Origin of the sequence: Bradyrhizobium cenepequi (assembly GCF_020329485.1) — a bacterium.
GTDB classification, from domain to species: Bacteria; Pseudomonadota; Alphaproteobacteria; order Rhizobiales; family Xanthobacteraceae; genus Bradyrhizobium; species Bradyrhizobium cenepequi.
The window spans coordinates 1-24,288 of sequence record NZ_JAGKJI010000066.1 but is presented as its reverse complement, the minus strand read 5'-3'; the positions used below and the strand labels follow the sequence as shown (position 1 = coordinate 24,288).

31 protein-coding genes are annotated in these 24,288 nt (G+C 58.4%); 12 read left to right on the top strand and 19 right to left on the bottom strand.

Annotated features, from left to right (window positions below; all coding sequences use genetic code 11):
* Positions 1–284 precede the first annotated feature (284 nt).
* Positions 285–746, top strand: coding sequence for a reverse transcriptase family protein (locus J6497_RS36440; RefSeq protein WP_225709028.1), 462 nt, complete (start codon positions 285–287; stop codon positions 744–746).
* A gap of 12 nt (positions 747–758) precedes the next feature.
* On the opposite strand, the gene J6497_RS36435 is transcribed toward J6497_RS36440, so the two are convergent.
* The 3 genes from J6497_RS36435 to J6497_RS42275 form a co-directional block, all read right to left on the bottom strand.
* Positions 759–2,822: a recombinase family protein gene (locus tag J6497_RS36435; protein ID WP_225709027.1), complete on the bottom strand. Its 2,064-nt coding sequence runs from the start codon at positions 2,820–2,822 to the stop codon at positions 759–761.
* Between the two features lie 118 nt (positions 2,823–2,940).
* Positions 2,941–3,273 carry a DUF6788 family protein gene (locus J6497_RS41750; protein WP_312010431.1) on the bottom strand — a complete coding sequence of 111 codons (333 nt, stop codon included), beginning with the start codon at positions 3,271–3,273 and terminating at the stop codon, positions 2,941–2,943.
* Between the two features lie 55 nt (positions 3,274–3,328).
* Positions 3,329–3,598 (bottom strand): DUF5372 family protein, encoded by a 270-nt coding sequence (locus J6497_RS42275; RefSeq protein ID WP_225709026.1) that lies wholly within the window; start codon positions 3,596–3,598, stop codon positions 3,329–3,331.
* Positions 3,599–3,615: 17 nt separating this feature from the next.
* Between J6497_RS42275 and J6497_RS36425 the strand changes: the two genes are divergently transcribed.
* Entirely contained in the window at positions 3,616–4,485 is an 870-nt protein-coding gene (locus tag J6497_RS36425) for a reverse transcriptase domain-containing protein (protein ID WP_225709025.1), read from the top strand.
* Between the two features lie 529 nt (positions 4,486–5,014).
* Positions 5,015–5,266: a hypothetical protein gene (locus tag J6497_RS36420; RefSeq protein WP_225709024.1), complete on the top strand. Its 252-nt coding sequence runs from the start codon at positions 5,015–5,017 to the stop codon at positions 5,264–5,266.
* A gap of 476 nt (positions 5,267–5,742) precedes the next feature.
* Here the strand turns inward: J6497_RS36420 and J6497_RS36415 are convergent, their stop codons facing one another.
* On the bottom strand, positions 5,743–6,135 hold the full coding sequence (locus tag J6497_RS36415; RefSeq protein ID WP_225709023.1) for a hypothetical protein: 393 nt from the start codon (positions 6,133–6,135) through the stop codon (positions 5,743–5,745).
* A gap of 100 nt (positions 6,136–6,235) precedes the next feature.
* Here J6497_RS36415 and J6497_RS36410 point away from each other — a divergent pair, with 100 nt between their 5' ends.
* Complete coding sequence (locus J6497_RS36410) at positions 6,236–7,252, top strand: integrase core domain-containing protein (protein ID WP_225709022.1); 1,017 nt, start codon at positions 6,236–6,238, stop codon at positions 7,250–7,252.
* Here J6497_RS36410 and J6497_RS36405 read toward each other — a convergent pair.
* A complete protein-coding gene (locus tag J6497_RS36405) occupies positions 7,205–7,588 on the bottom strand; it encodes a hypothetical protein (protein ID WP_225709021.1) in 384 nt (127 codons plus the stop codon). The two genes, J6497_RS36410 and J6497_RS36405, sit on opposite strands and share 48 nt — an antisense overlap.
* Positions 7,589–7,717: 129 nt before the next feature.
* On the opposite strand from J6497_RS36405, the gene J6497_RS36400 reads away from it, so the two are divergent.
* Entirely contained in the window at positions 7,718–8,542 is an 825-nt protein-coding gene (locus tag J6497_RS36400) for an FAD-dependent monooxygenase (protein WP_225709020.1), read from the top strand.
* A 70-nt stretch (positions 8,543–8,612) separates the two neighbouring features.
* Positions 8,613–10,430, top strand: a complete 1,818-nt coding sequence (locus tag J6497_RS36395; RefSeq protein WP_225709019.1) for a chloride channel protein — start codon at positions 8,613–8,615, stop codon at positions 10,428–10,430.
* A 131-nt stretch (positions 10,431–10,561) separates the two neighbouring features.
* Here the strand turns inward: J6497_RS36395 and J6497_RS36390 are convergent, their stop codons facing one another.
* Both J6497_RS36390 and J6497_RS36385 read right to left on the bottom strand, forming a co-directional pair.
* Positions 10,562–10,903 (bottom strand): c-type cytochrome, encoded by a 342-nt coding sequence (locus J6497_RS36390; RefSeq protein WP_225709018.1) that lies wholly within the window; start codon positions 10,901–10,903, stop codon positions 10,562–10,564.
* A 45-nt stretch (positions 10,904–10,948) separates the two neighbouring features.
* Complete coding sequence (locus J6497_RS36385) at positions 10,949–11,485, bottom strand: cytochrome c oxidase assembly protein (RefSeq protein WP_225709017.1); 537 nt, start codon at positions 11,483–11,485, stop codon at positions 10,949–10,951.
* A gap of 336 nt (positions 11,486–11,821) precedes the next feature.
* Here J6497_RS36385 and J6497_RS36380 point away from each other — a divergent pair, with 336 nt between their 5' ends.
* A complete protein-coding gene (locus tag J6497_RS36380) occupies positions 11,822–12,061 on the top strand; it encodes a hypothetical protein (RefSeq protein ID WP_225709016.1) in 240 nt (79 codons plus the stop codon).
* Positions 12,062–12,268: 207 nt separating this feature from the next.
* Here J6497_RS36380 and J6497_RS42270 read toward each other — a convergent pair whose 3' ends face one another.
* A complete protein-coding gene (locus J6497_RS42270) occupies positions 12,269–12,829 on the bottom strand; it encodes a tyrosine-type recombinase/integrase (protein ID WP_376708330.1) in 561 nt (186 codons plus the stop codon).
* A 287-nt stretch (positions 12,830–13,116) separates the two neighbouring features.
* On the opposite strand from J6497_RS42270, the gene J6497_RS36370 reads away from it, so the two are divergent.
* Together J6497_RS36370 and J6497_RS36365 are read left to right on the top strand one after the other, a co-directional pair.
* Positions 13,117–13,800, top strand: coding sequence for an integrase core domain-containing protein (locus tag J6497_RS36370; RefSeq protein ID WP_225709015.1), 684 nt, complete (start codon positions 13,117–13,119; stop codon positions 13,798–13,800).
* Between the two features lie 1,129 nt (positions 13,801–14,929).
* The gene (locus tag J6497_RS36365) at positions 14,930–15,523 is read left to right on the top strand and encodes a class I SAM-dependent methyltransferase (RefSeq protein WP_225709014.1); all 594 of its coding nucleotides are present in this window, start codon (positions 14,930–14,932) and stop codon (positions 15,521–15,523) included.
* Positions 15,524–15,543: 20 nt separating this feature from the next.
* Here J6497_RS36365 and J6497_RS36360 read toward each other — a convergent pair whose 3' ends face one another.
* The 4 genes from J6497_RS36360 to J6497_RS42260 all read right to left on the bottom strand — a co-directional run bounded on the left by J6497_RS36360 (position 15,544) and on the right by J6497_RS42260 (position 18,210).
* The gene (locus J6497_RS36360) at positions 15,544–15,738 is read right to left on the bottom strand and encodes a hypothetical protein (RefSeq protein WP_225709013.1); all 195 of its coding nucleotides are present in this window, start codon (positions 15,736–15,738) and stop codon (positions 15,544–15,546) included.
* Between the two features lie 782 nt (positions 15,739–16,520).
* Positions 16,521–16,850 (bottom strand): Abi-alpha family protein, encoded by a 330-nt coding sequence (locus J6497_RS42265; protein ID WP_225709012.1) that lies wholly within the window; start codon positions 16,848–16,850, stop codon positions 16,521–16,523.
* Positions 16,851–17,265: 415 nt separating this feature from the next.
* Positions 17,266–17,613 (bottom strand): hypothetical protein, encoded by a 348-nt coding sequence (locus J6497_RS36350; protein WP_225709011.1) that lies wholly within the window; start codon positions 17,611–17,613, stop codon positions 17,266–17,268.
* A gap of 384 nt (positions 17,614–17,997) precedes the next feature.
* Positions 17,998–18,210 (bottom strand): DUF6894 family protein, encoded by a 213-nt coding sequence (locus J6497_RS42260; protein ID WP_376708329.1) that lies wholly within the window; start codon positions 18,208–18,210, stop codon positions 17,998–18,000.
* 399 nt (positions 18,211–18,609) lie between these two features.
* Between J6497_RS42260 and J6497_RS36345 the strand changes: the two genes are divergently transcribed.
* Entirely contained in the window at positions 18,610–18,918 is a 309-nt protein-coding gene (locus J6497_RS36345; RefSeq protein ID WP_225709010.1) for a hypothetical protein, read from the top strand.
* A gap of 220 nt (positions 18,919–19,138) precedes the next feature.
* Here the strand turns inward: J6497_RS36345 and J6497_RS36340 are convergent, their stop codons facing one another.
* A complete protein-coding gene (locus J6497_RS36340) occupies positions 19,139–19,582 on the bottom strand; it encodes a hypothetical protein (protein ID WP_225709009.1) in 444 nt (147 codons plus the stop codon).
* Positions 19,583–19,853: 271 nt separating this feature from the next.
* Here J6497_RS36340 and J6497_RS36335 point away from each other — a divergent pair, with 271 nt between their 5' ends.
* Positions 19,854–20,033 carry a DUF3606 domain-containing protein gene (locus J6497_RS36335; protein ID WP_225709008.1) on the top strand — a complete coding sequence of 60 codons (180 nt, stop codon included), beginning with the start codon at positions 19,854–19,856 and terminating at the stop codon, positions 20,031–20,033.
* A 628-nt stretch (positions 20,034–20,661) separates the two neighbouring features.
* Here J6497_RS36335 and J6497_RS36330 read toward each other — a convergent pair.
* The 4 genes from J6497_RS36330 to J6497_RS36315 all read right to left on the bottom strand — a co-directional run bounded on the left by J6497_RS36330 (position 20,662) and on the right by J6497_RS36315 (position 22,482).
* The gene (locus J6497_RS36330) at positions 20,662–20,931 is read right to left on the bottom strand and encodes a hypothetical protein (protein WP_225709007.1); all 270 of its coding nucleotides are present in this window, start codon (positions 20,929–20,931) and stop codon (positions 20,662–20,664) included.
* A gap of 511 nt (positions 20,932–21,442) precedes the next feature.
* Positions 21,443–21,751 carry a helix-turn-helix domain-containing protein gene (locus J6497_RS36325; RefSeq protein ID WP_225709006.1) on the bottom strand — a complete coding sequence of 103 codons (309 nt, stop codon included), beginning with the start codon at positions 21,749–21,751 and terminating at the stop codon, positions 21,443–21,445.
* 55 nt (positions 21,752–21,806) lie between these two features.
* Positions 21,807–22,058 (bottom strand): type II toxin-antitoxin system RelE/ParE family toxin, encoded by a 252-nt coding sequence (locus tag J6497_RS36320; protein ID WP_225709005.1) that lies wholly within the window; start codon positions 22,056–22,058, stop codon positions 21,807–21,809.
* On the bottom strand, positions 21,964–22,482 hold the full coding sequence (locus J6497_RS36315) for a recombinase family protein (protein WP_225709004.1): 519 nt from the start codon (positions 22,480–22,482) through the stop codon (positions 21,964–21,966). The genes J6497_RS36320 and J6497_RS36315 overlap by 95 nt, the downstream gene beginning before the upstream one ends.
* Positions 22,483–22,726: 244 nt before the next feature.
* On the opposite strand from J6497_RS36315, the gene J6497_RS42255 reads away from it, so the two are divergent.
* Positions 22,727–22,978: an AMP-binding enzyme gene (locus J6497_RS42255; RefSeq protein WP_225709003.1), complete on the top strand. Its 252-nt coding sequence runs from the start codon at positions 22,727–22,729 to the stop codon at positions 22,976–22,978.
* A 210-nt stretch (positions 22,979–23,188) separates the two neighbouring features.
* Here J6497_RS42255 and J6497_RS36300 read toward each other — a convergent pair whose 3' ends face one another.
* Positions 23,189–23,335, bottom strand: coding sequence for a hypothetical protein (locus tag J6497_RS36300; protein ID WP_225709002.1), 147 nt, complete (start codon positions 23,333–23,335; stop codon positions 23,189–23,191).
* Between the two features lie 523 nt (positions 23,336–23,858).
* A partial coding sequence (locus J6497_RS36295) for a hypothetical protein (RefSeq protein WP_225709001.1) occupies positions 23,859–24,288 on the bottom strand: 430 nt, incomplete at its 5' end.

The window sequence follows — 24,288 nt, the reverse complement described above, 5'->3', positions numbered from 1 at the left end:
GACCCCGAGTGATGCGCGGCGTCCCGCGAGGGCCGACGTGAAGCGTTCACAGGGGAGACCACGGGCCAAATATTGAGCTGCGAAACGGGTCTAATTCCGAGGTGCCGATCTTATTCTGAGAAAGAGAAGGCAACATCGTCCCATGGCGAATGGCTTGCATGGGAAGAACCTCGCGCAGTCGGAGACCTTGTGCACGTGGAGAAGTTCTTTGCACGGAACCTGGGAAGTCTCATCCGTGTCCGGACAGGCAAGCCGGGCCGGTTCATGAAGGCAACAGCTGAACGATGAACGTGCACGCGGATGAGAATTCGGACGGGGTTATAGTACCCGAGAAACGACCGAACAAAGAGGGCTTGCCCTCGGCGGAAGTCGTGGAGGGAAGGACCCCGCCCAAGGGGAACGGCGGCGAGACGGCCGCGGCCCGGACACTGCGCCGGGACACCGCGTCGAACGGACTCATCGCCGTGCGCCGAGCGGCGCGACAGAGCAAGAGTGTACGATTCACTGCGCTGCTGCATCACATCACCATCGATCTCCTCGAGCGGAGCTACCTTTCGCTTGAACGGGACTCCGCGCCGGGCTTCGACGGTGTGACGTGGCAGACCTACGGAGAGAACCTCGAAGAGAAGCTAGAGGACCTGCACGACAAGGTGCACCGCGGCAGTTACCGAGCGCGTCCGGCCAGACGTACCTACATTCCGAAGGCTGATGGCTCGAAACGACCGCTGAGCATTCTGACGCGGTAGGCATAATGCACCTCATACAATTGGCGTTGGGGATCGATGGAGATGGGCCGAGTTGGCGACCCAAGTGCGGAGGCGTTGATCCAGTTCGTCGTCGATCGGGATCACGTAGGGTGCATTCGGCTTGTGATGTGCTGCGGAGACGACGCCGCGTTCGATCCAATAATGGACGACGTAGAGGCTGACACCGTATCGTTCCTGCACTTGCCGAACGTTGAGGATTCCTTTGGAAGGGCGCGGGGCCGGAATGCGGTGTTTGTATCGTAACCATTTGATGGTGCCCACCGTGAGCGGCTTGCCCGTAGAGCTGCGATGGCCTTCTCCGCGCAGCAGGGCGACGATCTCGTCGTCGTGATGGTGGAGAGCGAGCTCTCGAACGCGCTGGACGAAAGCCTCGGGATAACGGACGACGTCGGCCCTGTCGCGTGGGAGACTAAGTTGCAGGGTTTCGGTTTGGCCGCCTTGCCAACGAATGTGCAATCGGATGATCTTCGGCTCGGGTCCCTTCACGACGGTGATATCGCGCACTAACAAGCGCAAGATGCGTTTGCGATCGCGCGGCGTGGTCGACGCGGCGACCCATAGTCGCGGGAAGTCTTTCGCCAACTCGAGGATCTGCCGTTTCTGCTCAGCGGTAACGGCCCGCATGGCCTTACGTTCAAAGGCCGCCAGCTCGGCTTCGAGATCGTGCAGGCGTTGCATGGCATCATTCCAGCGCGTCTCGAGCGTGGCGGCGATCAGGCGATTGGCGGGATCAACGGTCTCGTAGCGTCGTTCCGCGAGCTCGGCCTCATAGCGCGCCCGCTCGATCCGCATCCGCCATTGTGCGCCGATCTCGCGATCCCGCTGTTCTAAATTGGTCAGAGCCGCCAGGGCGAGTTCGATCGTCACCGGTGTAACTGCGCTGACCAGTCGCACGGTGATCGTCTCGTCGAGCGGCGCCGCCGGCACGCTCAGACAAGCGCAGGACGCCAAGGCTTCCCGACGTCGCCAGCCACATTGGTAAACTGGGTAGATGCCGCCGTTCCCGGTATAGCGGACGGTTATACGGTGCCCGCAAGCGCCGCACAGAAGCAAGCCTTGCAAGAGACAAAGACCTTCGCGTACAGGGCTAGCGAGTCCTTCCCCATTGGTCCTATTTGCAGTCAGACGCTGCCGGTTTGCGACGAACTGGTCTGCGGTGATGTAGCCCTCGTGGTGGTCGGGGATCGCGACGCGCCAAGCATCCTGCGGCATCAAACGCAGTCGCGTGCGAATGTCGCCGGACGGCCCCACTTCCTTCGCCGATTGATATCGGCCGAACACGTACATCCCAGCATAGGATGGATTGGCCAGAATGCCGAGCACCCGCGAATGGGTCAGTCTGCCCCAGAGAAGCTTACCGTCCCATGCGCCGCCATAGGCGCGCCGCGGGAACTGTAGACCAAGCTCGTTGAAGCCGCGGACGACAGCGAAGGCTGTACCCTCGCGGGTGAATAAATCAAAGACGGTGCGCACCGCACCTTGGACTTCCACGTCCGGGTCCAGGACGATCTTGTCGTTTTCGAAGACGAAGCCGACCGGCAACGGAAAACGCAGTTCACCTTTGGCGGCCTTGTTGAGTTTACCACCATGGAGGCGCGCGCGGATAATGTGCAACTCCGCCTGCGCGAACGTGCCCTTCATCCCTAGAATCAGGCTGTCGTTGAACTCGGCGGGGTCGTAACAGCCGTCCTCGTCGATGACGAGGGTGCCGGTGATGGCGCAGAGTTCGAGAAGACGATGCCAGTCCTGGTTCGAACGCGCCAGCCGCGACGCTTCCAAGCAAAAGATCGCGCCGACACGGCCCATCGCTACATCCCCAACCAGAACTTTGAAGTCCTCGCGGTTGGTCGTCGTCGCCCCCGACTGACCAAGATCTCGATCGAGGGTTCGGATTTGGTCCGGCCTCCAGCCCAGGAGGCCGGCTTTGCTCAACAGATTGTATTGGCGCTCCGTACTCTCCTGGTGGAAGCGGACTTGACCCATTGTCGATTGGCGGATGTAGACATAGGCTTGCCGGCACAGATGTCTGTCGGTGATCTTCGCACTTGTCGTCATCGGGCTCCTCCGGGTCGAACGGCGGGGCGCCGGCTGCAAGGTACGATACGATCATGTCGGCGAGGATGGCGCCAGCCTTGGCAAAATCGAAGGCGACGAGTGCCGGGTCCATAGCGATCTATCCAAGATCCTCGCGACGTCGGAGAAGTTCGGTGTTGATGGCACAAATCTCGTCGAGCACCTCGCGCAATTGGCGGAAGTTGGCGATGAACTGCATGACCTGCGGCTGGGCCGCGTTTGGCACGTAGTCTCTTCGCGGTCGCCCTTGCTGGCTCACCGACAAATATCGCTTCGGCCCGTGTCCTGGTCCGTCGACGCAATGGCAGTTCGGCCGTCCACAGCGCTTGTAAGTCTCGATCAGTGACCCACGCAGGAGCTGTTCGATAGGCGGCAGGCCATGCGTGAGCTTGCGGCGGCGTTTGCGCAGAGCTGCAGAGGAAAGCTTCCGCATATTCATCGGACCGAATCACTTGGTAGTCCGAACGAATCAGAAACCGATTCATCGGTCAATCCCTGACTTGCCGACACTTGAGAAGTGCAACAATCTCGGCAAGTGCGATCAGGCCGGTCGCGTCGATGAATAATGGCTGCGTGCAGGCGACGGCCTCCGAACCGGGCGGTGCCCAGTCGGTCCATTCCCTGGGCATCGCAAAAGAACCGAGTTGGGGGTGACGCAGACTCAATGTCTCGACGCCCGAAACACGCCGCATCTTCAAAACGGTAAATCGCTGCCCCCTCAGAGGATGAAACGGGTGAACGATTTCCGCCGATCCCAAAGGCTGTCTGGAGAGAAGTGCAGTTCGCTGGGGGTGTGCCGTGCCTGGAGGACAAAATCGTCCAACAGGCGGTCGTGACGGTTCTGGAAGCAATCTACGAGGAAGACTTCCTCGGGTTCTCCTACGGATTCCGACCGGGGCGCGGCCAGCACGATGCGCTGGACGCCCTCCATGCCGGCATTCTCAGGAAGCAAGTGAACTGGGTGCTTGACGCGGATATCCGGGGCTTCTTCGATGCCATGGCCCACTCATGGATTATCCGTTTCCTCGAGCATCGTATCGCGGACAAGCGCATCCTGCGCCTCATTGCAAAATGGCTGAAGGTCGGCACTGTCGAAGATAGACGCAGAACACGTGGCGCATGTGGCGCTCCGCAAGGCGCGGTGATCTCACCAATCCTGGCGAACGTCTACCTGCACTATGTGTTCGACCTATGGGTCCATCGCTGGCGCCTCACCAGGGCGTCGGGCGACATGATGGTCATCCGCTACGCGGACGACACCATCGTCGGCTTTCAGCATGAGCACGAGGCACGGGCGTTCCTTGACGATCTCAAAGAGCGAATGCGCAAGTTCGAACTGGCGTTGCACCCGAACAAAACCCGGCTGATCCGCTTTGGCCGCCAGGCGGCCAAGCAACGTGAGAAGCTAGGGGAGGGGAAGCCTGAAACCTTCGACTTCCTCGGCTTCACGCACTTCTGCACGCGATCACGCAAATGGGGCACCTTCGTCATCGGGCGCAAGACGATCAAGAAACGGATGCGAGCCAAGCTGCTGGCGATCAAGATCGAGTTGCGCAGGATAATGCACGACCCCATTGCGAAAACCGGTGCTTGGGTGAAGCAGATGCTGAAAAGGGCATCTGAACTACTTCGCAGTCTCGGGTAACCACCCGAGCCTGTGGTGAAGCGGCTGTGGCTCGCATCGCTCACACGGCGCAGCCAAACGGCACGCCTCAGCTGGGAGAGGTTCATCCAGTTCGTCGCCCGCTTCTTTCCGCCAATCCGGACACTACATCCTCTGCCTTGTCACCGTTTCGACGCCAGAACCCAAGGGAGGAGCCCGGTGCGTTAGCAGCGCACGCCGGGATCTGTACGGGGGGCGGCTGGCAACGGCCGTCCCTACCGTGACCCTCGGACGCATTTTTTCGGGCTCAGGTTCCCACGGGAGCTATCCGAGGGCCGGCTGCGACACGCCAAGGGGCTTTCGCAGGACGACCTTGCATATGAGGCCGAGGTGATTTTTCGCGGCATGGCGCATCGTGCCGCCAACGTGAGTAACCGTGAACCGCTACAGGTTTGGAAAACGGTCGGTGCAGCACACCTGATCTGTAATGCTTCGCCTCGACGTGCGGCTTCCTAGTTCGGCCCGGCTGAGCCTGTTGACGTCATAGACATTAACCCATCGGAGCAATCGAATGCGTTCTATTCTGGTGGTTCTAGGACTATCGATCGCCTTGAGCACCTCGGTTGATGCCGCAACCATGCATCACTCCAGGACGTGGCATCACCTCTCCCCCAACGTAGCCTCGAGTTTCAACTTCGCTCCAAGTTGGGGCTACGAACGGACAGCGCCGTCGGTTCACTACGAATACGTGCCGCCGGCCTACAACGATCCCGGCCCGAACAACCTCGGAGGCTTGGTTGGCGGCAATCCCAATGGCGGTTGATGTCGACACCTGGGCGAAGGCGGCTGAGGAGCGTTTTTCAGACGCGTCACACATTCGGCACCGATGCCGGTACGTACCAGCCCTAAGGGTAAGCGTCGCGTTTGTGCGCGGGGGGCCATGTGCACACATGGCCCGTTTGGGACCTTACGCGAAGTCGGACTTGAGTCCGGAATGCACACAAAAGCAGACCTCCGCCGACACTCTTAATTTATAGGTTTCACCGTACCGGTTCGTAGGACGATTGCTCGTCAGTCAGGTGGTTCGGATTTGAAACGTCACCATCGGCCAATGTGTTGGCTTCAGGTTGCCTTACGGCGACCTCACCATAGCGCGGCCGCAAGTTTTTCAGTCCTTTTGAAGAAGGCGATCGGGAGGTGCGAAAACAGTCGTATACTTGAATCGAAGGGCAAGGAATCGTGTATGGCGGAACTGCGTCTTGGGCTGGTCCGGATTCCATAACGCCTAATCGACGAAAATTAGCCCGTAACACCTAACGCGTCGCATTGCTCGGCCCACGGCAGCGGCAACGCGAACGGGATTTTCGCCAGCGAGAGGTATGCGGGCTGGCTGCCGTGCAGGATGGATTCCGTAATTTGGGGAGCCAGAAACGCTAGCCTCAGAGCCTGACGGACCACTTTCGGATGCAGCTGCATGGCCAAAGCAAGGCTCTCGATCGAGTCGTGCGTGCCGCTCCAGAGTGCACTCATCCAGGCGTGGGCGCGCACGATCGATTGCAAAAGCTTTTGATCGGGCCCGCCGGCCTGATTCAGGTCAACCCGCGTTGTGTCGGCCTTGGCTTTAGGCGTCCAGGGCAATTCGAATGCTCGTGCGCGCGGGCGTTCTGCGTTGCCGGAAATCTTCGCGGTCACTTTGATCGATTTGTCGCTCAGAATAACGCGATTGACCCTTGTGTGTACCGAAAACCTGATCCGAGTATGATGCCGCGTGGGAATCGCCTAAGCTGGCGTGATGATCGGGCTGTTCTGCTTCGCTCTGGCCGTCCTGGGCTCGCCATTTAAGTCGAAGTTGCGGCTTGAAGCCGAGAACGCGGTGCTGCGACGTCAGTTGGTAGTCTTGAGGCGCAGACGGCGCGGTCGCGTTCGGCTCACGAACCTTGATCGCTGGTTCTTTATCCAGCTGTATCGGTGGTTTCCAGCAATCCTGAAGGTTCTCATAATCATCCGGCCCGAGATCCTCGTGCGTTGGCACAGAGCCGGATTCCGGTGCTACTGGCGTTGGAAGTCGCGCCCACGGGGAGGGCGACCGCAAGTCGAAACGGAGCTGCGCGTCTTGATCCGGCGGATGAGCGTCGACAATCCGCTTTGGGGCGCGCCGCGCATCCACGGCGAACTGCTCAAGCTCGGATTTCAGGTCGCGCAGTCGAGCGTCGCCAAGTACATGGTCAAACGGCGTGGGCGGCCCAACCAGGGGTGGCGGACCTTCTTGCATAACCACGCGCCAGACATTGCTGCACTGGACTTCTTCGTTGTCCCGACAATTGGCTTCAAACTGCTCTATGCCTTCGTCATCGTTCGGCTAGACCGCAGAGAGCTTGTCTGGATCAACGTCACCGCGCATCCAACCGCCGAATGGGTCGCGCGTCAAATAACCGAGGCATTCCCCTGGAACGAGGCTCCGGGCTACATGATCCGAGACCGGGATTGCATCTACGGTGCGGTCGTCACACGCCGACTGCGTGCCATGGGCATTCGAGACAGGCCGACCGCACCGGCCTCACCCTGGCAGAACGGCTTTGTCGAACGGCTGATCGGATCGATCCGGCGTGAATGTGTGGACCACATCATTGTCCTGGGCGAGGCACATCTGCGCCGGATTTTGAAATCTTACCTTCGCTACTACAATGAGACGCGGACGCACTTGGCCCTGGATAAGGATGCCCCCGTTTCTCGCCCAGTTCAGCGAACCGGTGTTGTCAGGTCACGTGCCATCGTGGGCGGGCTTCATCACCATTACCTCAGGGTTTAGGTTTTCGGCACGCACAGGGGATGGAATCCTTCCCCGTTTCCCATGGAACTCCTCCTGAAAATAATTTTGGGGCCGGAAAGGGACTAATCGAAGTTCCAGAGTTTTTGCAAAGCGTTCATAAAGCTTGGTTTTCCTGCCACCTCCGAGCGCACCAATCGCGTAAGCCATTGATGCGAAAAGTGTTTTTTCGATTCCTTCTCCCACATCGTTGCTCTCGGCGAACGTCAGTACTTTGCTCCGCGCAGCAATGACGGTGCCGAGACCGGAGAGTTGAGTTAGCCGACGCTCCAGTTTCGGTCCAAGCTGGCACCGCTGCAGCTTGCTGCAGCCCTTCATGCGTAAGATTCAAGAAGGTTGATCAAACGCGGTGCACAGAAAGCGGCGATGCTTCCTCGTTTTGGCTCAACTACCAAAGTAGGATAGAAAAAGGACCAGCGGACCTAGTTCTGGCACATGAAATCTATCTTGATCTCCGGCGCGGGAGTCGCGGGGCCAACGCTTGCATATTGGCTGAAGGCCGCCGGCTTTCAGCCAACCCTGGTCGAACGCGCGCCCGCTTTGCGTAGTGGCGGCTACGCGATCGATTTCTGGGGGCTTGGCTACGACATTGCCGAGCGCATGGGCTTGATCGGGCAGATCAATACCGCCGGCTATCACGTGAGACAATTGCGGATTGTAGACGATGCTGGCGGGCAGCGTGCTGGCTTTACGTTGCACGACAATCGCACGTTGTTCTTGTTTGTATTTTCCGCGCCAGGCGCTTGCTTACCTGCGATACTCGATCAACAAAAAGCGATGTTGCGCGATGTCTACGGCCGCGACGGTTGGGAATGCCCGCACATTCTGGACGAACTCGATCGAATTGGCGAGCTTTATTTCGACAGGGTGAGCCAGGTCAAAATGCAAAACTGGTCGCGTGGACGAGTCGCACTTATCGGCGATGCCGCTTTCTGCGTCTCGCTGTTGGCCGGACAGGGCTCAGCACTGGCGATGATCTCGGCTTACGTGCTGGCGGCTGAGCTTGCAGCTGCCCACGGGCAATACGAACTGGCGTTTGGCAGATACGAGAGATTGCTGCGAGGCTATATCGCTGCCAGGCAGCGTGCCGCCCAGCGCTTTGCTGGGGCTTTCGCACCGAAAACACGGTTCGGGCTGTCGTTCCGCGATCTGGTGGTCAAAGCCTTTGCTATCCCTGGTCTGGCGCGGCTCGCCATAGGCGCTGATATCGCGGATTCCGTGCAGCTTCCCGAGTACAGCTGGCCGTCACTCAATCAATGGGCAATCGCCTAACGAATGAGCCAGGTTCGGTATCGGAGGCCGTCGAGGTATCCTAAGCTTCTTTCAACTTCTGGTAATCCGAATGGCTGCAGTGCTGACGTCTAGCAACGGCAAAGCGATCGTGGGCAGTGGCCCGAAGCTGGTCTCCGAAGAGCGAAGGGTCAGCTTGCTGACCCTTTGCGGCCTTGCGTTGGTGATCGGCGTTATGACCGGGCTTGGTGCGGTCGCCTTTCGTGCGTTGATCGCCTTCGTGCACAATCTGTTTTACAGCGGCACGCTGAGCTTTGTTTACAACGCGAACATCAGCGAGGGTCCGAGTCGTTTTGGCAACTTTGTTCTACTCTCGCCGGTGATCGGCGGCCTCATCGTCGTCTTCCTCGTCAGGCGCTTCGCCCCTGAGGCCAAGGGCCACGGCGTGCCCGAAGTGATGGACGCGATATTCTACAAGCGCGGCAGCATTCGGGGTACGGTGGCCTTAATTAAAGCTCTGGCCTCCGCCGTATCGATCGGCAGCGGCGCCGCAGTCGGGCGAGAAGGCCCCATCATTCAGATCGGTTCGGCGCTCGGCTCCGCCTTTGCTCAACTCATCGGACTTTCAACCCGGCAAAAGATCACGCTATTGTCCGCGGGGGCCGGCGCCGGCATCGCCGCGACGTTCAACACGCCGCTGGGCGGTGTGCTGTTTGCTCTCGAAATTCTCTTGCCGGAAGTGTCGAACCGCACGTTTCTTCCTGTTGTTGTGGCCACGGGCGCTGCAACGACAATCGGGCGAATTCTTATTGGCCCAGATCCAGCTTTTGCGGTTCCGGACTTTCAATTCACTATGGTTGCGTCGTTCAGCCTGCAGGAAGCGACGGCATTCGTCCTGCTTGGATTGGTGTGCGGAGTGGCTGCCTGGGCATTCATCCGGCTGCTCGTCTTCATGGAAGATGGATTTCCGAAGCTGTCCGGAAACGAATACGTCCAGAACATCATCGGCATGACCGCGATCGGTCTGATGATGGTGGGGCTCACCCACGCTTTCGGTCATTCCTACATCGACGGCGTGGGCTATTCAGTCATTCAGGACATCCTCGACCACAAGATGACAGCGGCAGGCTTTCTTGCGTTGCTATTTGCGCTGAAGCTGATTGCCACGACCGTCAGTCTCGGCTGCGGAGCTTCGGGCGGGATCTTCTCACCCTCGCTTTATCTCGGCGCCACTCTGGGCGCCGCCTTTGCGGCCGCAACCAGTTCGATTCTACCTCATTCTGGACTGACGCCATCCTCGGCAGCTATCGTCGGAATGGCGGCTATCGTCGGCGCAGGAACGGGCGGCGTGATGACGGCCATCGTCATGGTGTTCGAAATGACGCGCGACTACGCTATTATTGTCCCGGTGATCGTCGCGGTGGCGTTGGCAGCGGGCGTCAGGCGCGCGCTTGTCAACGAGACGATATACACCGTCAAACTGCGCCATCGCGGCCACCGTATCCCGAAGGAGCGACACATCAATCTTTATTTGGTGAAGCAGGCGCAAGACATCATGGAGCGCCGCTTTATCGTAGCCAGGGCCGGCACAACGCTGAAAGAGGCTATGGCCGCGGAAGATACTGATGACGCTCGCGCTATCGTGGTGGAGCGGGACAGTCGGATCGTGGGACTCATCCCACCGCGTTCCGGCCTCTGGGTGGAATCTCAATCCAACCCTGATCTCGTCGTCGAATCTTTCGCCGAAAGGCGGCTCGTCATTTGCCGGGAACAAGACCTTTTGAGCCTGGTGTTTGCAAGGTTGAAGCGCCACCGCGCTGGTGCCGCGATTGTCTTTCGCGGCGACGTTCGTCCTCGGGTGAGCGACATCGTCGGCATTGTCACCAAACGCGTCATCGCCGACGCGGTGATCGACAGCTACGAGGATTGATCCGCCGCGTCAGGTCGCAATTGCCTTGGTCGAATCCGCCATGAATACGGCTCGTTCGATCAGCCATCGTCAAGACATCCGGTCCCCCCAATCACGGTTTGTGGGCGATACGGTTCAGTTCGGAGGATCTGCTAGTATTCCGGTCTCGATGCCCGCGCGTTCCCACTCACCTGATTGTCGGGCTCGCTCACCTTCCGCAGGTAACCGATGATATCGTGGCGAGAGGGAGTATCGAGCACGCGAACCGGCATTCGAACCCCGGGCACCATTTTCTTTGGATCGGCCAGCCACTGGTCCAGCTTGTCCTCCGACCAGGTGAGCCCGGCGCTCCGCAGTGCCGGCGAATAGTTGTAGCCGGCAGCGGAGCCCGCGGCACGACCGACCACTCCATTCAGCATCGGGCCGATCTCGTTGCGGTCCAGCGCATGGCACGCGGTGCAGCGCTGGGAAAACAGCTCCTGGCCGTGGACCACATCCGGCGCGGCGTTGGCTAGAAAGCGGGAGAGGTTCTTCGCCTGTCACGGGCTTGCCGAGCGGCCGAACGTATAGCTTAGCGTGATCGTGTCGACGTGATCCATATCCGAGTCTTTCGCAAAGGACGGATCGACGTAAAAGACGACAGGCATGTCCACCTTCTGGTGGGGATCGAGACGCTCTTCATTGAAGCAGAAGCACTGGATCTTATTGAAGTAGATGCCGCTCGTCGCCGGCGTGACGTTGAATGTCGCGTGGCCCACCGTCGTCTGATTGCTGAGGTTCTCGGCGCTGAAGAACACGAGTTTCTGTTCGCCGAGATGAACGGTCACGGAACGCTGTTCCGGTTCGAAGCGCCAGGGTAGCCCGGGTGAGACGTTGCTGTCGAACGCAACTGTCACGGTTTGTTGAGAGGTGGTTGTTGGATCGGTATAGGCCCGTTGCGTCGTTCCGCCGTACCCGGTCGCACCGCAAAAGGCACGATACAGTTCAGGCGAGTAGGTCACCAAGCCGGACATGACAGCGAGGCCGATGAAACACGGCACGAGGACATTCAGATTTTTCCGGTAGCGTGGCTTCATTACCACCCCCAAGCCATCTCCCAGCCGCTGAAAACGGTTTAGATCGAGAGCTGGAGAACGTCTACAGGGCAGCGCTCCGAATCTCGTGTAAACAAGGCGCCAATCAACTTTCCAGCGTTCTTGACGATCTTGTGATCGTTGACACTTGCCATTGCGGGGAATCCTGCCTGCTGGCGCGTCGCCTGTGGGTGCTTTGAGAACGCCTCTTGCGCCGCGCGTCACCCGCTATGCTACGCTCTGGCGGTGCCCAGCAGCAGCGTGTCCGGTAAAGCTGCCATCGATTCCTCGTGCAGCGCGTTGGAATCCAAATCCATAGGTGGACAAAAGGAGCCGCTTATGAGCTCTGCGAAGAACGTCCTTGATGAGCACAAGAATCGCGTGACGGTAATCACCGGGATCGCCATCGAGGCGAATGCACTCATTTTTGGCGAGGGCGCGGATGAGACAAGCTCGACGAACGATCTCAATGCGGAAAAGGCGGTTTATGCGAAGGCGTTTCAGGCCTGGGCTGATGGCAAAATAGAGGGTACAGCAGAGGATATATTTGAAACGGTCCAGGAGGTGCTCGAACCCTAGAATAGGCCGAGGGACGGGTTTTGGATGAATCTCAGGGCGCCTCACTTCAAAGACACTTTTAGGCTCGAAATGTACCCTGTGCTTTATCGGATCCATGCAACCCACTGAACTCGCAGCGAATGCGACCGCCCTCCGAGCGCACCATAAACCCACGTCTGGCGGGGCTGCTTGGGAGGAGAAATTACCGTAGCGCGCCGAAGTCAGCTCCTAGCAATCTGCGAGACTCCTGCTCGTAACGCCATCACTATGGTTCTGCGGCTTTCCCCGCACAGCCAACCTCGTAAGTTCGCCATTCGCGAGCGTTTGGATGAATTCTTCGAGCGATGGCTGCGCCACAGTTTGAAGCTTGTGGAGCTCTTCGGGTTTTAAATTGGTATAACGCTGCAGCGTCCGCCAATCCTTGTGGCCGGTCACTAGCGTGACCTTCTCGATAGGGAGCCCGGCCTCGAAGAGCCGACTGGTACCTTCGTGCCGAAGGTCGTGAAAATGCAAATCGTCTATCTTCAATTCATCACAGGCTCGCGTAAACGCGGCGCTGACCGAACGATGATTGTACGGAAATACACGACCCTGACCTCTGGTGATTATCCGCTGCTGTAGCAAGATTTCCCATGCGTCATAGCCGGCAAGATTAAGCAGCGGGACTTTCTGATCATTGCCGTTGTGTGTACCGAAAACCTCATCCGAGTTGATGAGGTGGCGGAATCGCCTAGGCTGGCGGAATGATCGGTCTGTTCTGCTTTGCTCTGGCCGTCTTGGCCTCGCCATTCAAGTCGAAGTTGCGGCTCGAAGCCGAGAACGCGGTGCTGCGACATCAGTTGGTAGTCTTGAGGCGCAAACGGCGCGGTCGCGTTCAACTCACGAACCTTGATCGATGGTTCTTTATCCAGCTGTATGGGTGGTTTCCGGCAATCCTGAAGGTTCTCACAATCATCCGGCCCGAGACTCTCGTGCGTTGGCACAGGGCCGGCTTCCGCGGCTACTGGCGTTGGAAGTCGCGCCCACGGGGAGGGCGACCGCAAATCGACACCGAGCTGCGCGTTTTGATCCGGCGGATGAGCGTCGAAAATCCGCTGTGGGGCGCGCCTCGCATCCACGGCGAACTGCTCAAGCTCGGGTTTCAGGTCGCGCAGTCGAGCGTCGCCAAATACATGGTCAAACGGCGTGGGCCGCCCAACCAGGGATGGCGGACCTTCCTGCGTAACCACGCGCCGGACATTGCCGCCATGGACCTGTTCGTTGTCCCAACAATTGGCTTTAAACTGCTCTATGCCTTCGTCATCGTTCGGCTAGACCGCAGAGATCTTGTCTGGATCAACGTCACCGCACATCCAACCGCCGAATGGGTCGCGCGTCAGATAACCGAGGCGTTCCCCTGGAACGAGGCTCCGGGCTACATGATCCGCGATCGGGACCGGATCTATGGCAGCGTTGTCAGGCGGCGATTGCGCGCCATGGGCATCCGCGACAAGCCTACTGCACCAGCCTCGCCGTGGCAGAATGGCGTTGCCGAACGGTTGATCGGATCGATCCGCCGCGAGTGCTTGGATCACATCATCATTTTTGGTGAGACGCATCTACGCCGGATTGTGCGATCTTACTCACGCTACTACAACGAGATCCGAACGCACCGGTCGTTGGACAAGGACGCGCCGGTTGCCCGCCCGATTCAGCGGACCGGAAGCATCAGATCGTTCCCCATCCTCGGCGGTCTTCACCACCACTACGCTCGAGCTTAAGTTTTCGGTACACACACGGAGTGACCGTCGTCAGAGCGAGGGCCAAAATCGCGGCGGCTATGCCAAAACCGACCTTCATCGCCCTCTCCTTTTATTTCCGACCGACATTTTAATGTTAAATTAATCATTAAATAATTTTCAACGCAATACTTAATTGCCGAATTGTCCCGTCTAAGCTTTGATTTGACGTTTGCTAACTGACTTGGTTCCGCGGACGCCTGCGCCTGCGCGCCCCTGTCAGGCGGATATAGACCAGCTCGTGCAGAAAACGCCACTGTCTGTGCGAACACGCCGGACAGACGAAGAGCTGCTGACTTCCGGGTGGCTCCGCAACGACCTCGATCGTGTCTCCTCGCGGGGCGGCGCCCACCGCCAACGCGATAAATTCTCTGCACTGTTCGTTCTCGCAATACAAGCCTGAGTTTTTGGCGCCCACAATGCCTTTTGTTGCATTCAGGGGCTCTTTCAGGCTGGTTCTCAGATGTATTCGGTGAATGGTCATGGATGCGCCAAGAAGCTTCAACCCAGGTGCGAGTTGACCACGTGCCGACACTGTTGGTTCCTAAAATCGTTGCTGAGTGTTCCCGCGCGATGGGCAAGTGAACGAAGGGAGAAAAATCTCGCGTTTGTCTAACCCAGTTAAATGAATTCAATCATCAGAGCAGACGATGCTACTTTTTCCCAGAAGGGAAGGGAGGCGGTTATGGTTTCCAACAGAATTGGTTCGGTGAATGATTTTCAATCCTTACTCATCTCCCTCGATAGGCTGGAACATAAGAGAGCTGAGCTGCTTGCTCTTCGAGAAAAGGTGTCCGCCGCGGAACGCGCTATGCAGCGACTTTTGTGGGGTTCCCCAAAAGAAACAAGGCGGCCGGCGGTTGGGCCGAGCCAATTTCAAGACGCGATAGCGGGTGTGATTGCGTCCAGAGCTTGAGGTGCGTGGGTCCGTGGAGGCTTTCTGCGAGATCGATTCGGTAAGAGCCATTCGCATCTAGCGAATGTCCGTCATTGTCGCAGTTGGCTTATCATTATGAACTGGAGGGTCCGCGAGGTCACGCTTCTGCGGCGTCGTGAATGATATCTCGTGCATTGAAAGAGGGTGAGGCCTTGAACACCGAGGATATTTCCCATGCATCTCCTTTCGAAGATTGCGAATGCCTTTGAAGACTTCCGTCTCGGTATTTATGCGGGCGGGACAGCGAAGACAGACAAGCCAGGCGCCGTTTACTACGCGAGCATCGATCATAAGCTCATCCGCGAGGTTTTGGAGCGGCTCCGTCTGTCGGAGGATGACGACTTCATTGACATAGGTTGCGGCAAAGGCCGGGTTCTGGCGGTTTCAGCGACATATCCGGTTGGGTCAATTCTCGGTGTCGAATACGAGCCCGCGCTGGCCGACATTGCGAAGATCAATGTGTCACGGCAGGCACATCCTAGGATTAATGTCTGCCAGGGTGCGGCAGAAGACTTCGACTATTCGAAGATCACTGTCGCCTACGCTTTCAATCCCGTTGAGGCAGACGTTCTGGACCTTATCCTGTCCAAGATCGACAGAGATCGGATGAACACACATGTCAGCGCGAGACGGCCTTTCCGCATGGCCTACGTGATGGAAAGCCCGGCACAACATGCCATCTTCGCGAGTCATTCTTGGCTTGATCGCTATGACGGCTTCACCAACTCCGCTGGCCACATCGTGAGCTTCTATCGGTCCATCGTGTAGCTGCCATAGCTTTGTCGGCCTTAGTGCTTGCCGAGCATTATCACCCGGTCGAATGCCGCGTCGACCCCATCTATGAACGCCAACGCGCGGGGCAGTGATGGTGCCTCGTACATGATGGCGCCGCCGGGGCCGCCCCACATGATCTCGACGCGCCAGTGATCGTCGACGCGGGCGATCGATCCGGCCAGCATGTTCGGAGCGCGTTTGATGTTCACCCTGTTCTCGTCAACTCGGTCGGTTCGGAACGTTGTCATGGTTCGGCCCTTCCTTGTCTCGGGCCTCCGCTTAGATTGCGGCCATATTTAAACTTGACCCCATCTTTGATGTTCCGAAATCCGGCCTGCCAACAACACGTCAATGGACCTTGACGACTCCGTTGCTGACGGAAGGAGCTGGCGTTTGCTGAATCGAACTGTTCAATAAATCTCGCAATGCAATCAAATTGTCCAACGTCATAACAATGCGAGCCCGTACGACGCTTTCATGCTCAATCCGACCCGAATCGAATAGCGGACCTGCCTTTGGGCGAACGTTTGTAAATGTAAGAGTCATGAGCGGCCCAGGCCCTGATGCCAAGTTGATTTTTCCTACGCAAAGCGTTTCGGGAACATTGCCTGCGTCTACCGTGAGCGACTCCTCGGTCATAAATGGTCTCCCAAAAATTTTCCGATCCTGGCGGCTTATTGAAGAAAGTCTTGACCCCGGCTTCGGAATTTTCGCGTACAATGACTAGGTCGAAGTACGCTTGAGCGACTGCTTCGTTCCTCTGAGCCTGCGTTGCGTCTTTTTCCCGGCTTTGGGAACCCGGCCTCTTCTGGCGAGGTTTCTATGACCGCACGCACTTTCACCACCATGTCGTGTTGTGCAACTGCAACTTGGCAGCCCGGTTCTGACGCTGCTTTTTTTGGTGCTGGCAGAGGAATTGGGAGCTTGGTGCTGCCGCTTGCTGCGCGGCTTCCGGGCCGCCTTCTCTGGATAGATAGGGGCTCTGTCGAACTCATAGCGGCAATCTGATGTCGCCCGGAGTCGGTCGCGGACGGAGCGCCGTCATCAACTCGCGTCCGTAGATGGTGAGGGAATACTGGACTCCTCCGGCGCGAACAGTTGCGCATTTAAGTTGCTGAAGGTGCTCCAGGCTAACTATCGCCGCAGTTTCTCGGCGCTTAAGATGCGCCACAATCTCCGACTGACCGACTGTCCGACCAATCTCCACTTCGGCAAGCGCCTCTAAGATCATCGCGTCGATTGGCTGAAGGGCTCGCACCGTGTCTATGAACTCAGGTCGAACATCTTCGGCTCTCTCCGGGTCCGTAGCGTTGGCGAGCAAGCGCTATTGGGATCGCAATATCCTCGGGTGGCTGTACCGGCTCGTCGACTCCGCGCTCGTCTCTTCTTCTGTCGCTTGGCATCGATGGCATCGAGATTTCTGACGCGCGCAGCTCGCACCTTGTCTCCGATCAGGAAGTCGTAAATATCCGCAACTGCTGGCCCGATTGCGCGCCCGCCGTCCCGTATCAAATCGATGGCATTGCTTGCGGCTTTGGCACTTTTCCGCCGCGAGTCGCGCTTTCATATGAGCATGACCACGCTAACCCGCCGCCGCGACAAGGACAGACCAGAAGAACAGCTACGCGCTGCCCTTCGTTTCAAATTCACTTCTCGAATATCAAAATCTTTTTAGCCAGATCCACGACGCGAAAAGGAATGGCCCAAAAGTAAATGCGCATATCGGGAAGGAGGCGCTAGACGAAAGCCTTCTTGAATTTGCGTATTCTTACAGCGGTTCTCTTGGTGTTGTTTTGCTGGCACAGAATCAGAAAGACTTTTTCGAGGGAAGGCTGGTCGATTCGATCGACGCCCTGTTCCAGGTGATGGACATTGATAGCCGAGATGCCGTGAGCGACATAGGAAAGGCTCTTGGAACCGCCGGCGTGAAAAGGATTCACGATTGGTCGGCTGCGAACATTAAAGGCGGTTTCGCAGCGGACGTTCGGTGGAATATACCGGATGGCAAGCAGGTTGGCGAGGTCATCGAGCGCCGCCGAATGGCAACCATAGTCGAGATTATCGAAGCAACCTCGGATCGCCACAGTGAGGAAATCAGAGTAGTCGGCATACTGGTAGGCGGAGACCTTCGAAGTGGCTCATTCCATTTCGTTGTGCCAAACGGCGAAGACTATCGTGGGCATCTTGCTAAGGAATTTTCGCACGACGCGGAGATGACTTTAGGAAAGATATACGTCGCCCTATCAGAGAGACTAGCACTACCACTTACGCGACGCAGAAAGTGGATAGGCAGCGGGAATTGCTGGGTTTAAAGCCACTCCCCAACGTTCCCGCTCCTCCCGAGCGTGCATGAGACGCCATCATGCTGCGAGTGCTGGTGAGTAAGCGGAGCGCTAGACGAACAGCTGAGCGCCTTCCGGCGCGATTTTCGCGTAGGTGCCGCTCTCGTCCATCCGTCCGCTGGCTCTCTATCCTTCTTCACTCGTGATGCTGATCCTGTAAACGACGCTATCGCCAGCTGTGACAACGAGCGTCCAGCTTCCCCCCGGCTGAAGCGATGTCTCGATGTCACGGGTCATCGACAGAGCCTCCCGCCACGCAGCGCGATCATCTCGAAGCTCGCTTCCGACTTCGTCTCGAAACGGGCACTTTCCCTCGATATGAAAAAAGTAGCGGGGCATCGACCGCAAACCACGGCTTCCGTCCGCAGAACACGAGCCTGCGCAGACCGTTCCTAGACTAAACGGCTTGGCTAGGAACGTTAAACGGTCGGGGGAATTGAGGTTGATGCGGGGTCATCCGGCGCAAGGGAGCGAGCGCCGAGACCATCGTGTCGGTCATGGCTGAGCATGCAGATATTTGGCGCACGCGAGCCGAGCAATACCGGCAACAAGCTGCGAAGACGATTTGTCCGATAGACAAGCAGCAACTGCTCCGGTTTTCCGAAGAATGGCTGAGGCTAGCACAGCGACCCTCATTCGGGGACGACTTGGCTGCCGACGGCAGCCAGGCGAGCGGTGCCGCTCTCAGGCATCCACCGGTTCACTGAGCGCCCGGAGCCAGATGAGAAGGAAAGAACCATGAAGACGATCTATTTCGCTTCTGTTTGTGGCGCCACCCTTTTGGCTGTTACCAGCTTCGCAAACGCACAAGGAACGGGGGTTGGTGCAAACCGCGATCAGGGCGTCACGCCCAAGCAATGCTGGGATGTAAGCAGCAATATCATCCGGGAAAAGAACCCGACTTCCGCTGGTGCATCATCGTCGGAAAAGGCACCTGAAACTACTGTGGGCTCAACCACGTCGGGTCCCACCGGTTCTGGCGCTTCTGGCTCAACCAGCTCCACTGGAAATGCATCGGCACGTCCGGCGGGAATGCCAGATTGCTGACACACACCCTCGGTGTCGTGCCTTGTTTAAGCCGATGGCCGCGCGGCGAGGCAAGCTTGGCCGCGCGCGACGACGACGGTGTTGTGATTAGCGACCGTTTCGCGCTGGTGATGCTAGGCCAAGGCCTGTGAACTCGCTAGGAAACGTTCGGTCGCATCGCTTGTTGCGGTCGAGCCGCCACAGCTTAGGTGCCGTCGCTTGGAGCTGGTCGGTCACGGCATTAGCGCACAGTCCATGGCCATACCAACGAGGGTTGCGGCTTTTTGGCTTGTGGCTGGGCCGTGGTTGACACCAGCTTTGGCTTTGGCGCTTGGGCGACATTGGCCGACTGCCGCGGACGCGGCAGTGGTATTTCGGGCATCATCTTTGGCTCCTCGGGGCTTGCCCTTGGCTCTTCAGGCATCAGCTTTGGCGCTGAAGCGTTGGTGATGACGCGGGCGAGTTGTTCCCGGGGTGCGTTGAGGCGCTCGGCGAGCGGCGGGCTTTCGCGCGCGATCTGGATCTGTGTCGCCTTGATCTCGTCGATGATACTGTTGTTACGTGCCATTTCTTCCTGGCTCGCCTTGAGTTGCCTCGCGACATTTTCATTGTCGCGGACTAATTCGTCTTGCCTCACCCGGAGCTGTTCGACCGCTTGCCTCAAGGCAGCCAGATCGCGCGTCATCGGCCGGAGCTGCTGCGCCAAGACAGAAGACAGGGCGACGGCAGACGGCGACCGACGCCGAACAATACCGAAAAACCGCCGACAACTGTCGGCACGAAGCCGAGAAGTCGATTAGTCCACTCGACAAAGAGCGCTGGTTGGAGCTTGCCAATGAGTGGCTGAGATTAGCATCATCGTTGGACAAGAAACCGTCCTGAACCGAGCTGCCCCGACGCCTCCGGAACGTTGGAAACTCGTGTCGCGTTGAGTCATGATAAGAAGGGAGGCCGGAATGGCAAAGGCGAAGACCGCACGCGGCCGAAAGCAGGATCGGGCTCGGGTAGCTGGCCGGCAGCGCTATGAAGTCAGTTACGAGTCCAAAAAGACGGGCCGATCGGCTAAGGCCGTGAAAAAAGAGTGGAGAAGCGGCTCGCTCGGTGAGCGGGGAACGGCTGCGCCCTCGGAGTGTTGAGCCGAATGCGCGGGGATTACGAAATGTTCCGAGAGCCTAGATTCTGGATCGCCGTCCCGATCGGTTGCGCACCGGCGGTCATGCTGGGTGTTTTAGTACTTGAGCTTGAGAAGTAGGCGCGCGCTTCAAGGCGGATCGAGCTTAGAGGTTCGTTCGTCAGCGTCGTTCGTCATCCGACGGGCGGACCGGCCAGCTAAAAAGCGATATCGGGGCGTCACGGCCGAGTCCCAGCTTTCGAGAGTGGCCCCGCACAACTTGCATTCAAAGGTTTCAATCTCACGGCCTGCCGAAGCGAACTCAGTCCGATCGTAAACAGCGCCGCAGTGACATTTCCGAATCGTCATACTCTGATCCTTGACGCCGAGAACGATTTAAGTAGCCTCCATCTATCTTGCGCCTGTTCGACGCGATTGACCACTCCGCGAGTCGGGAACTTGGTCCCGTGGGCTGTCAAAATGTCGGCTTGCGACCATTGGCCACTTGTTGGCAAGGCCATTTGTGACTGTGCTGCGATCTCAACGGGAGGTTGCGGCAATGAACGTTTGGACCGGAATTATCTCACTCGGCCTAGCGCTGGTTTTGATGTTGGCAGGCCTTCCCAACCGCGAAGGCGTGCACCGGAGAATTTCTAAGGTTCCATGCCGCTATGGTTCTCTATCCACCAATCGTTTTGGTGCTCGCAGCGTTGGGTATTGCTGCGATCATTTCTAGCTTGCTGACAAAGTAAAGCCGCTTCAGCTAACGGCGCGTGCGTTGGTGTGGCCATCGCACTATAGAGTCGCCGCGAGATGTTCTGAGCTAATTTGTTCGCTGCCGCAGGAAGCATACTGCCATCATCCCACAGTATCTGCGCAATCATTCGTTCTGCTTTATCGGCGTCTATGGCGATTTCAGGCATTGAATATTCCTCTCGCTCATCTTGCTATGTGCAGCGCCAATGTGCTCAGCCGTGCTGGCGATGTTTAAAACCTTCCCGCAGAAGCATTCGGCTATGCCTGAAGCGTTCTGCGTCGGCAGCTTAAGACCTTCTTCCCACATGCGATATTTCCATGCCGTCTCGGCCTGCTTGTAGCGCCACTCTTGAAAGGCCGTCTCGGGTAGGCGAGGCAGAAGATCGACCCACGCCTTCTCAAACGCACTCCTGACTTCCTCGAACGAGTCAGCCTCACCACTAAGTCCTGCCCGGGCTCAAGCCCCGGATAGAAGCTGCATGACCATCCCCACCGCGGACAATCTCGGGGGACACCGGCTCGGATATTAATCGTTCCAACGTGCACGTCTCCATAGAATACGTGCCAGCATTCTTCTGGGCTATCCTTGTCGCGGCGGCGGGTTAGCGTGTTCATGCTCACATGAAGGCGCGTCTTCCGGCGGACTCGAAAACGAGCCCGCCGATTTTTGCGTTTTGGTTATGCCGCTTCTGGCCCGTGAGTGAGGGCCTTTTCTACGGCCTCACGGTCGCGATCGATAACCGTCAAATAGGCGCGTGCAGTGGGGTCCGGCGAGAACCGGCCTTGCTCCCAATCGCGCAGGCTCGCCACGCTAATACCATAGCGCATGCTGAACTCTTCCTGCGTTAGGCCGACCTTGCGGCGGATCGCCTTCACGTCGATCTTCGCAGGGACGAAGACCTTATAGGTTGTGGTGTCCGCCTCGCCATGCGCAATCGCGCGGCCTTCCTGCGCCGACTTAATCAACCTTTTACCAAGGGTGCTCATCACTGTCTCTCCATTCACACATGCACACATTCAAACATTCAAAACGCGCACCCAGCTAACCCTTGCGCATTTCAGCTACCTTCGGTGCAACTCCCTTCCTGTAGTCGACCGCGTATCCCTCCAACTCGATACGTAGCGCGTTTCGTTCGGCCTTGCTTAGATTGGCTCGCTCGCCCTTGTTGATCAGAGCCAACAGCAGGACAGGAACGTCATCACCCGCAAGGTAGTGTACCGTTCGATAGCCACCGCTTTTGCCTTTCCCTCTGCCGGCAAAGCGAACCTTGCGGCAGCCGCCGGTACCTTCCATGATGTCGCCAATGTTGTCGGACGAGCACCGCTGTGGGCGTATCCTCAACGAAGAAGTCGGGGGCGCTGGCGGGAACCAGCATCACGCCGAGTCGCTTCAAGTAGTCATGGCCGGCGAGCTGCACGGCCAAGTCGCGGGCTAAGCGATCTGGGCTTTCAACGATGATTGTGCGGACGCCGTTACTGGCGATCCGATCGAGCATAGCCGAGAAACCAGGACGCGCTGTGACCGGATCGGCGCCCCTAGCAGCAGCATCATAAAACAAATCAACGATCTCGTAGCCAGCCGCCCTGGCGTAGCCTCCGATGGCTGCCCTTTGGCGGCGTTCGCTGTCCTTATCCTCGCCAACGTTTGCGGCTGCTGGTCCGCATATAGGCGACCGCTTTAACCGGTTTTGCCTTGCCTGCCACGGCCTTAACCCCAATCTGTACTTAATTCTTCGGTTACTGGAACGATCGAGCGGCGACTGCGCAGAGCCTCACGGACGGCTGGTATCACACGGGTGATATGATGCGACGCGGGGAGGGCGATGAGCTTTGGTTCGTGTCGCGCAAGAAGGACATCATTATCCGCGGCGGGACTAATATCTCCCCGGTCGAAGTCGAGGAGGCCTTGCTTGCCTGCCATCCGGCAGTGCAGGAGGCGGCGGCGGTCGGCAAGCCCGACCGGTGTTCGGTCAGCGGGTGTTCGGTTTCGTCAAGCTCGCGGCTGGTGCGAAGGAAAGCGTCATCGCCGAAATTGTTCAGAACGTCGCGACCCGCCTTGCGCCTTATAAGGTTCCTGAAGGCCTTCGGGCGATCGATGCGTTGCCGCGCAACGCGATGGGCAAGGTCGACCGTAGGACGTTGGAGAAAATGGCGGGCGAAGACGGCTCTCGGCCTACGCCTTCGCGATCGAGGCGCGAACGGCCGGCCGCATAAGGATGCTCTCAGCGGCGAGTCGCTTGTCCAGCTTCGGACGCTCGGAGAAGGCTCGGGCCTTGATGCAGGGGAAAATTGACGAAGCTCAGAAGGAGTTCTCCGATTGGATCTCAAAAGAAGAGAAAAGGGAAGAAGACGAAGAGAGGGCGCGAAGCGAAAGCTTCGAATAAACTTTGGGAATTCTTCGGCACGCCACCGCCCACAATCAGCCTATCCACCGCAGCGCTTGTTGCCCGCCGAATAGCGCGGGCGGTCCTCATCCTTGAGCCGATCGTCGTCAGGGTTTGACTCGATCTCCAGCAGCTCCCGTTCGGCCAGATCGCGCGACAAGTAGCGCAGATCACGAGCCGCCTTCATTCCTCGATGATCTCTAGCACGGTCTCTATGGTGATGCCGTCAGATTTCCTGGCCATTGTCGCTCCTTTCGCGGAAGAGACGCCTACGTGGCGACAAGCGCCTGCTCTCCGAGGACGCGCGCGTCAGGACACCCCAATAGCAATCGTGCCAGCTTTAATCTTTCGGCTCAAACCTTTGGATCTTGCGTGCGCCGTCCCACAACTCCGCAGCATGCCCATCGGCGAGCTGCTTGGCCATTTCCTTGGCTGTGGCCTCGTCCTCGCAATCTAGGTCTACGCGGCCGCTGATGTGACCGTCGTCGCCATAGATGAAAACTCTGTAGTTGTGGTCCCTCGTAGCGCGTAGGGGTTGCGGACGCGGAACCCCTATAACGCCGCGCAATAATGTAAGACACTCGAAGTCAAAAGGCCGCGGTCAGACGCCGCGCGCCGCATGATGCCCATCGGTCTCGAAGCCGGCGACGAAGTGCGGCGCGACAACGTGAACGAGGGTCACCAGACGCCCGCCATGTGTGGCGGGCGTCTTAGTAATAACCGTAGCCGCCCCAGCCCCAGCCGCCATATCCGGGCCAGCCGCCGCAGACGTAGCGGGGACCCCACGGTGTGTAGGTCCAGCATCCGTAGTCATCGCCATAGTCGTAGGCCCAGGGGTAGAGCCCGGCGCCGACGAAGAACGGCGCGAAGCCGAACCCGAAGCCGCGACGACCGAACCGACCAAAGCGTGCGAACCGCGGGCCGACGAAATCTCTGCGGAAACCGGCGCCCCGGAAGCCAGGACCGGCGAGCCCGCCCCGGAAACCAGGGCCGGCGAGCCCGCCCCGGAAGCCAGGACCGCCAAGTCCGCCTCGAAAGCCAGGGCCGCCACGGAAGCCAGGGGCCGCGACCCCGCCGCGGAAGCCGCCACCCCCGAAGCCGCCGCGCATTCCGCCGCCGCCAAAGCCGCCCCCTCTAAAC

Bases quoted from the DNA above. Each gene is read 5' to 3' on its own strand.
- J6497_RS42260 (WP_376708329.1), bottom strand. From the start codon at position 18,210: ATGCCCCGCTACTTTTTTCATATCGAGGGAAAGTGCCCGTTTCGAGAC.
- J6497_RS36385 (WP_225709017.1), bottom strand. From the start codon at position 11,485: ATGAAGCCACGCTACCGGAAAAATCTGAATGTCCTCGTGCCGTGTTTC.
- J6497_RS36335 (WP_225709008.1), top strand. From the start codon at position 19,854: ATGGCAAAGGCGAAGACCGCACGCGGCCGAAAGCAGGATCGGGCTCGG.
- J6497_RS36325 (WP_225709006.1), bottom strand. From the start codon at position 21,751: ATGAGCACCCTTGGTAAAAGGTTGATTAAGTCGGCGCAGGAAGGCCGC.
- J6497_RS36370 (WP_225709015.1), top strand. From the start codon at position 13,117: ATGAGCGTCGAAAATCCGCTGTGGGGCGCGCCTCGCATCCACGGCGAA.
- J6497_RS41750 (WP_312010431.1), bottom strand. From the start codon at position 3,273: ATGCGGAAGCTTTCCTCTGCAGCTCTGCGCAAACGCCGCCGCAAGCTC.
- J6497_RS36340 (WP_225709009.1), bottom strand. From the start codon at position 19,582: ATGACGCGCGATCTGGCTGCCTTGAGGCAAGCGGTCGAACAGCTCCGG.
- J6497_RS36405 (WP_225709021.1), bottom strand. From the start codon at position 7,588: ATGAAGGGCTGCAGCAAGCTGCAGCGGTGCCAGCTTGGACCGAAACTG.
- J6497_RS42270 (WP_376708330.1), bottom strand. From the start codon at position 12,829: ATGGCGAGGCCAAGACGGCCAGAGCAAAGCAGAACAGACCGATCATTC.
- J6497_RS36395 (WP_225709019.1), top strand. From the start codon at position 8,613: ATGGCTGCAGTGCTGACGTCTAGCAACGGCAAAGCGATCGTGGGCAGT.
- J6497_RS36320 (WP_225709005.1), bottom strand. From the start codon at position 22,058: ATGGAAGGTACCGGCGGCTGCCGCAAGGTTCGCTTTGCCGGCAGAGGG.
- J6497_RS36440 (WP_225709028.1), top strand. From the start codon at position 285: ATGAACGTGCACGCGGATGAGAATTCGGACGGGGTTATAGTACCCGAG.
- J6497_RS36365 (WP_225709014.1), top strand. From the start codon at position 14,930: ATGCATCTCCTTTCGAAGATTGCGAATGCCTTTGAAGACTTCCGTCTC.
- J6497_RS36410 (WP_225709022.1), top strand. From the start codon at position 6,236: ATGATCGGGCTGTTCTGCTTCGCTCTGGCCGTCCTGGGCTCGCCATTT.
- J6497_RS36300 (WP_225709002.1), bottom strand. From the start codon at position 23,335: ATGAAGGCGGCTCGTGATCTGCGCTACTTGTCGCGCGATCTGGCCGAA.
- J6497_RS36345 (WP_225709010.1), top strand. From the start codon at position 18,610: ATGAAGACGATCTATTTCGCTTCTGTTTGTGGCGCCACCCTTTTGGCT.
- J6497_RS36380 (WP_225709016.1), top strand. From the start codon at position 11,822: ATGAGCTCTGCGAAGAACGTCCTTGATGAGCACAAGAATCGCGTGACG.
- J6497_RS36330 (WP_225709007.1), bottom strand. From the start codon at position 20,931: ATGCCTGAAATCGCCATAGACGCCGATAAAGCAGAACGAATGATTGCG.
- J6497_RS36435 (WP_225709027.1), bottom strand. From the start codon at position 2,822: ATGACGACAAGTGCGAAGATCACCGACAGACATCTGTGCCGGCAAGCC.
- J6497_RS36420 (WP_225709024.1), top strand. From the start codon at position 5,015: ATGCGTTCTATTCTGGTGGTTCTAGGACTATCGATCGCCTTGAGCACC.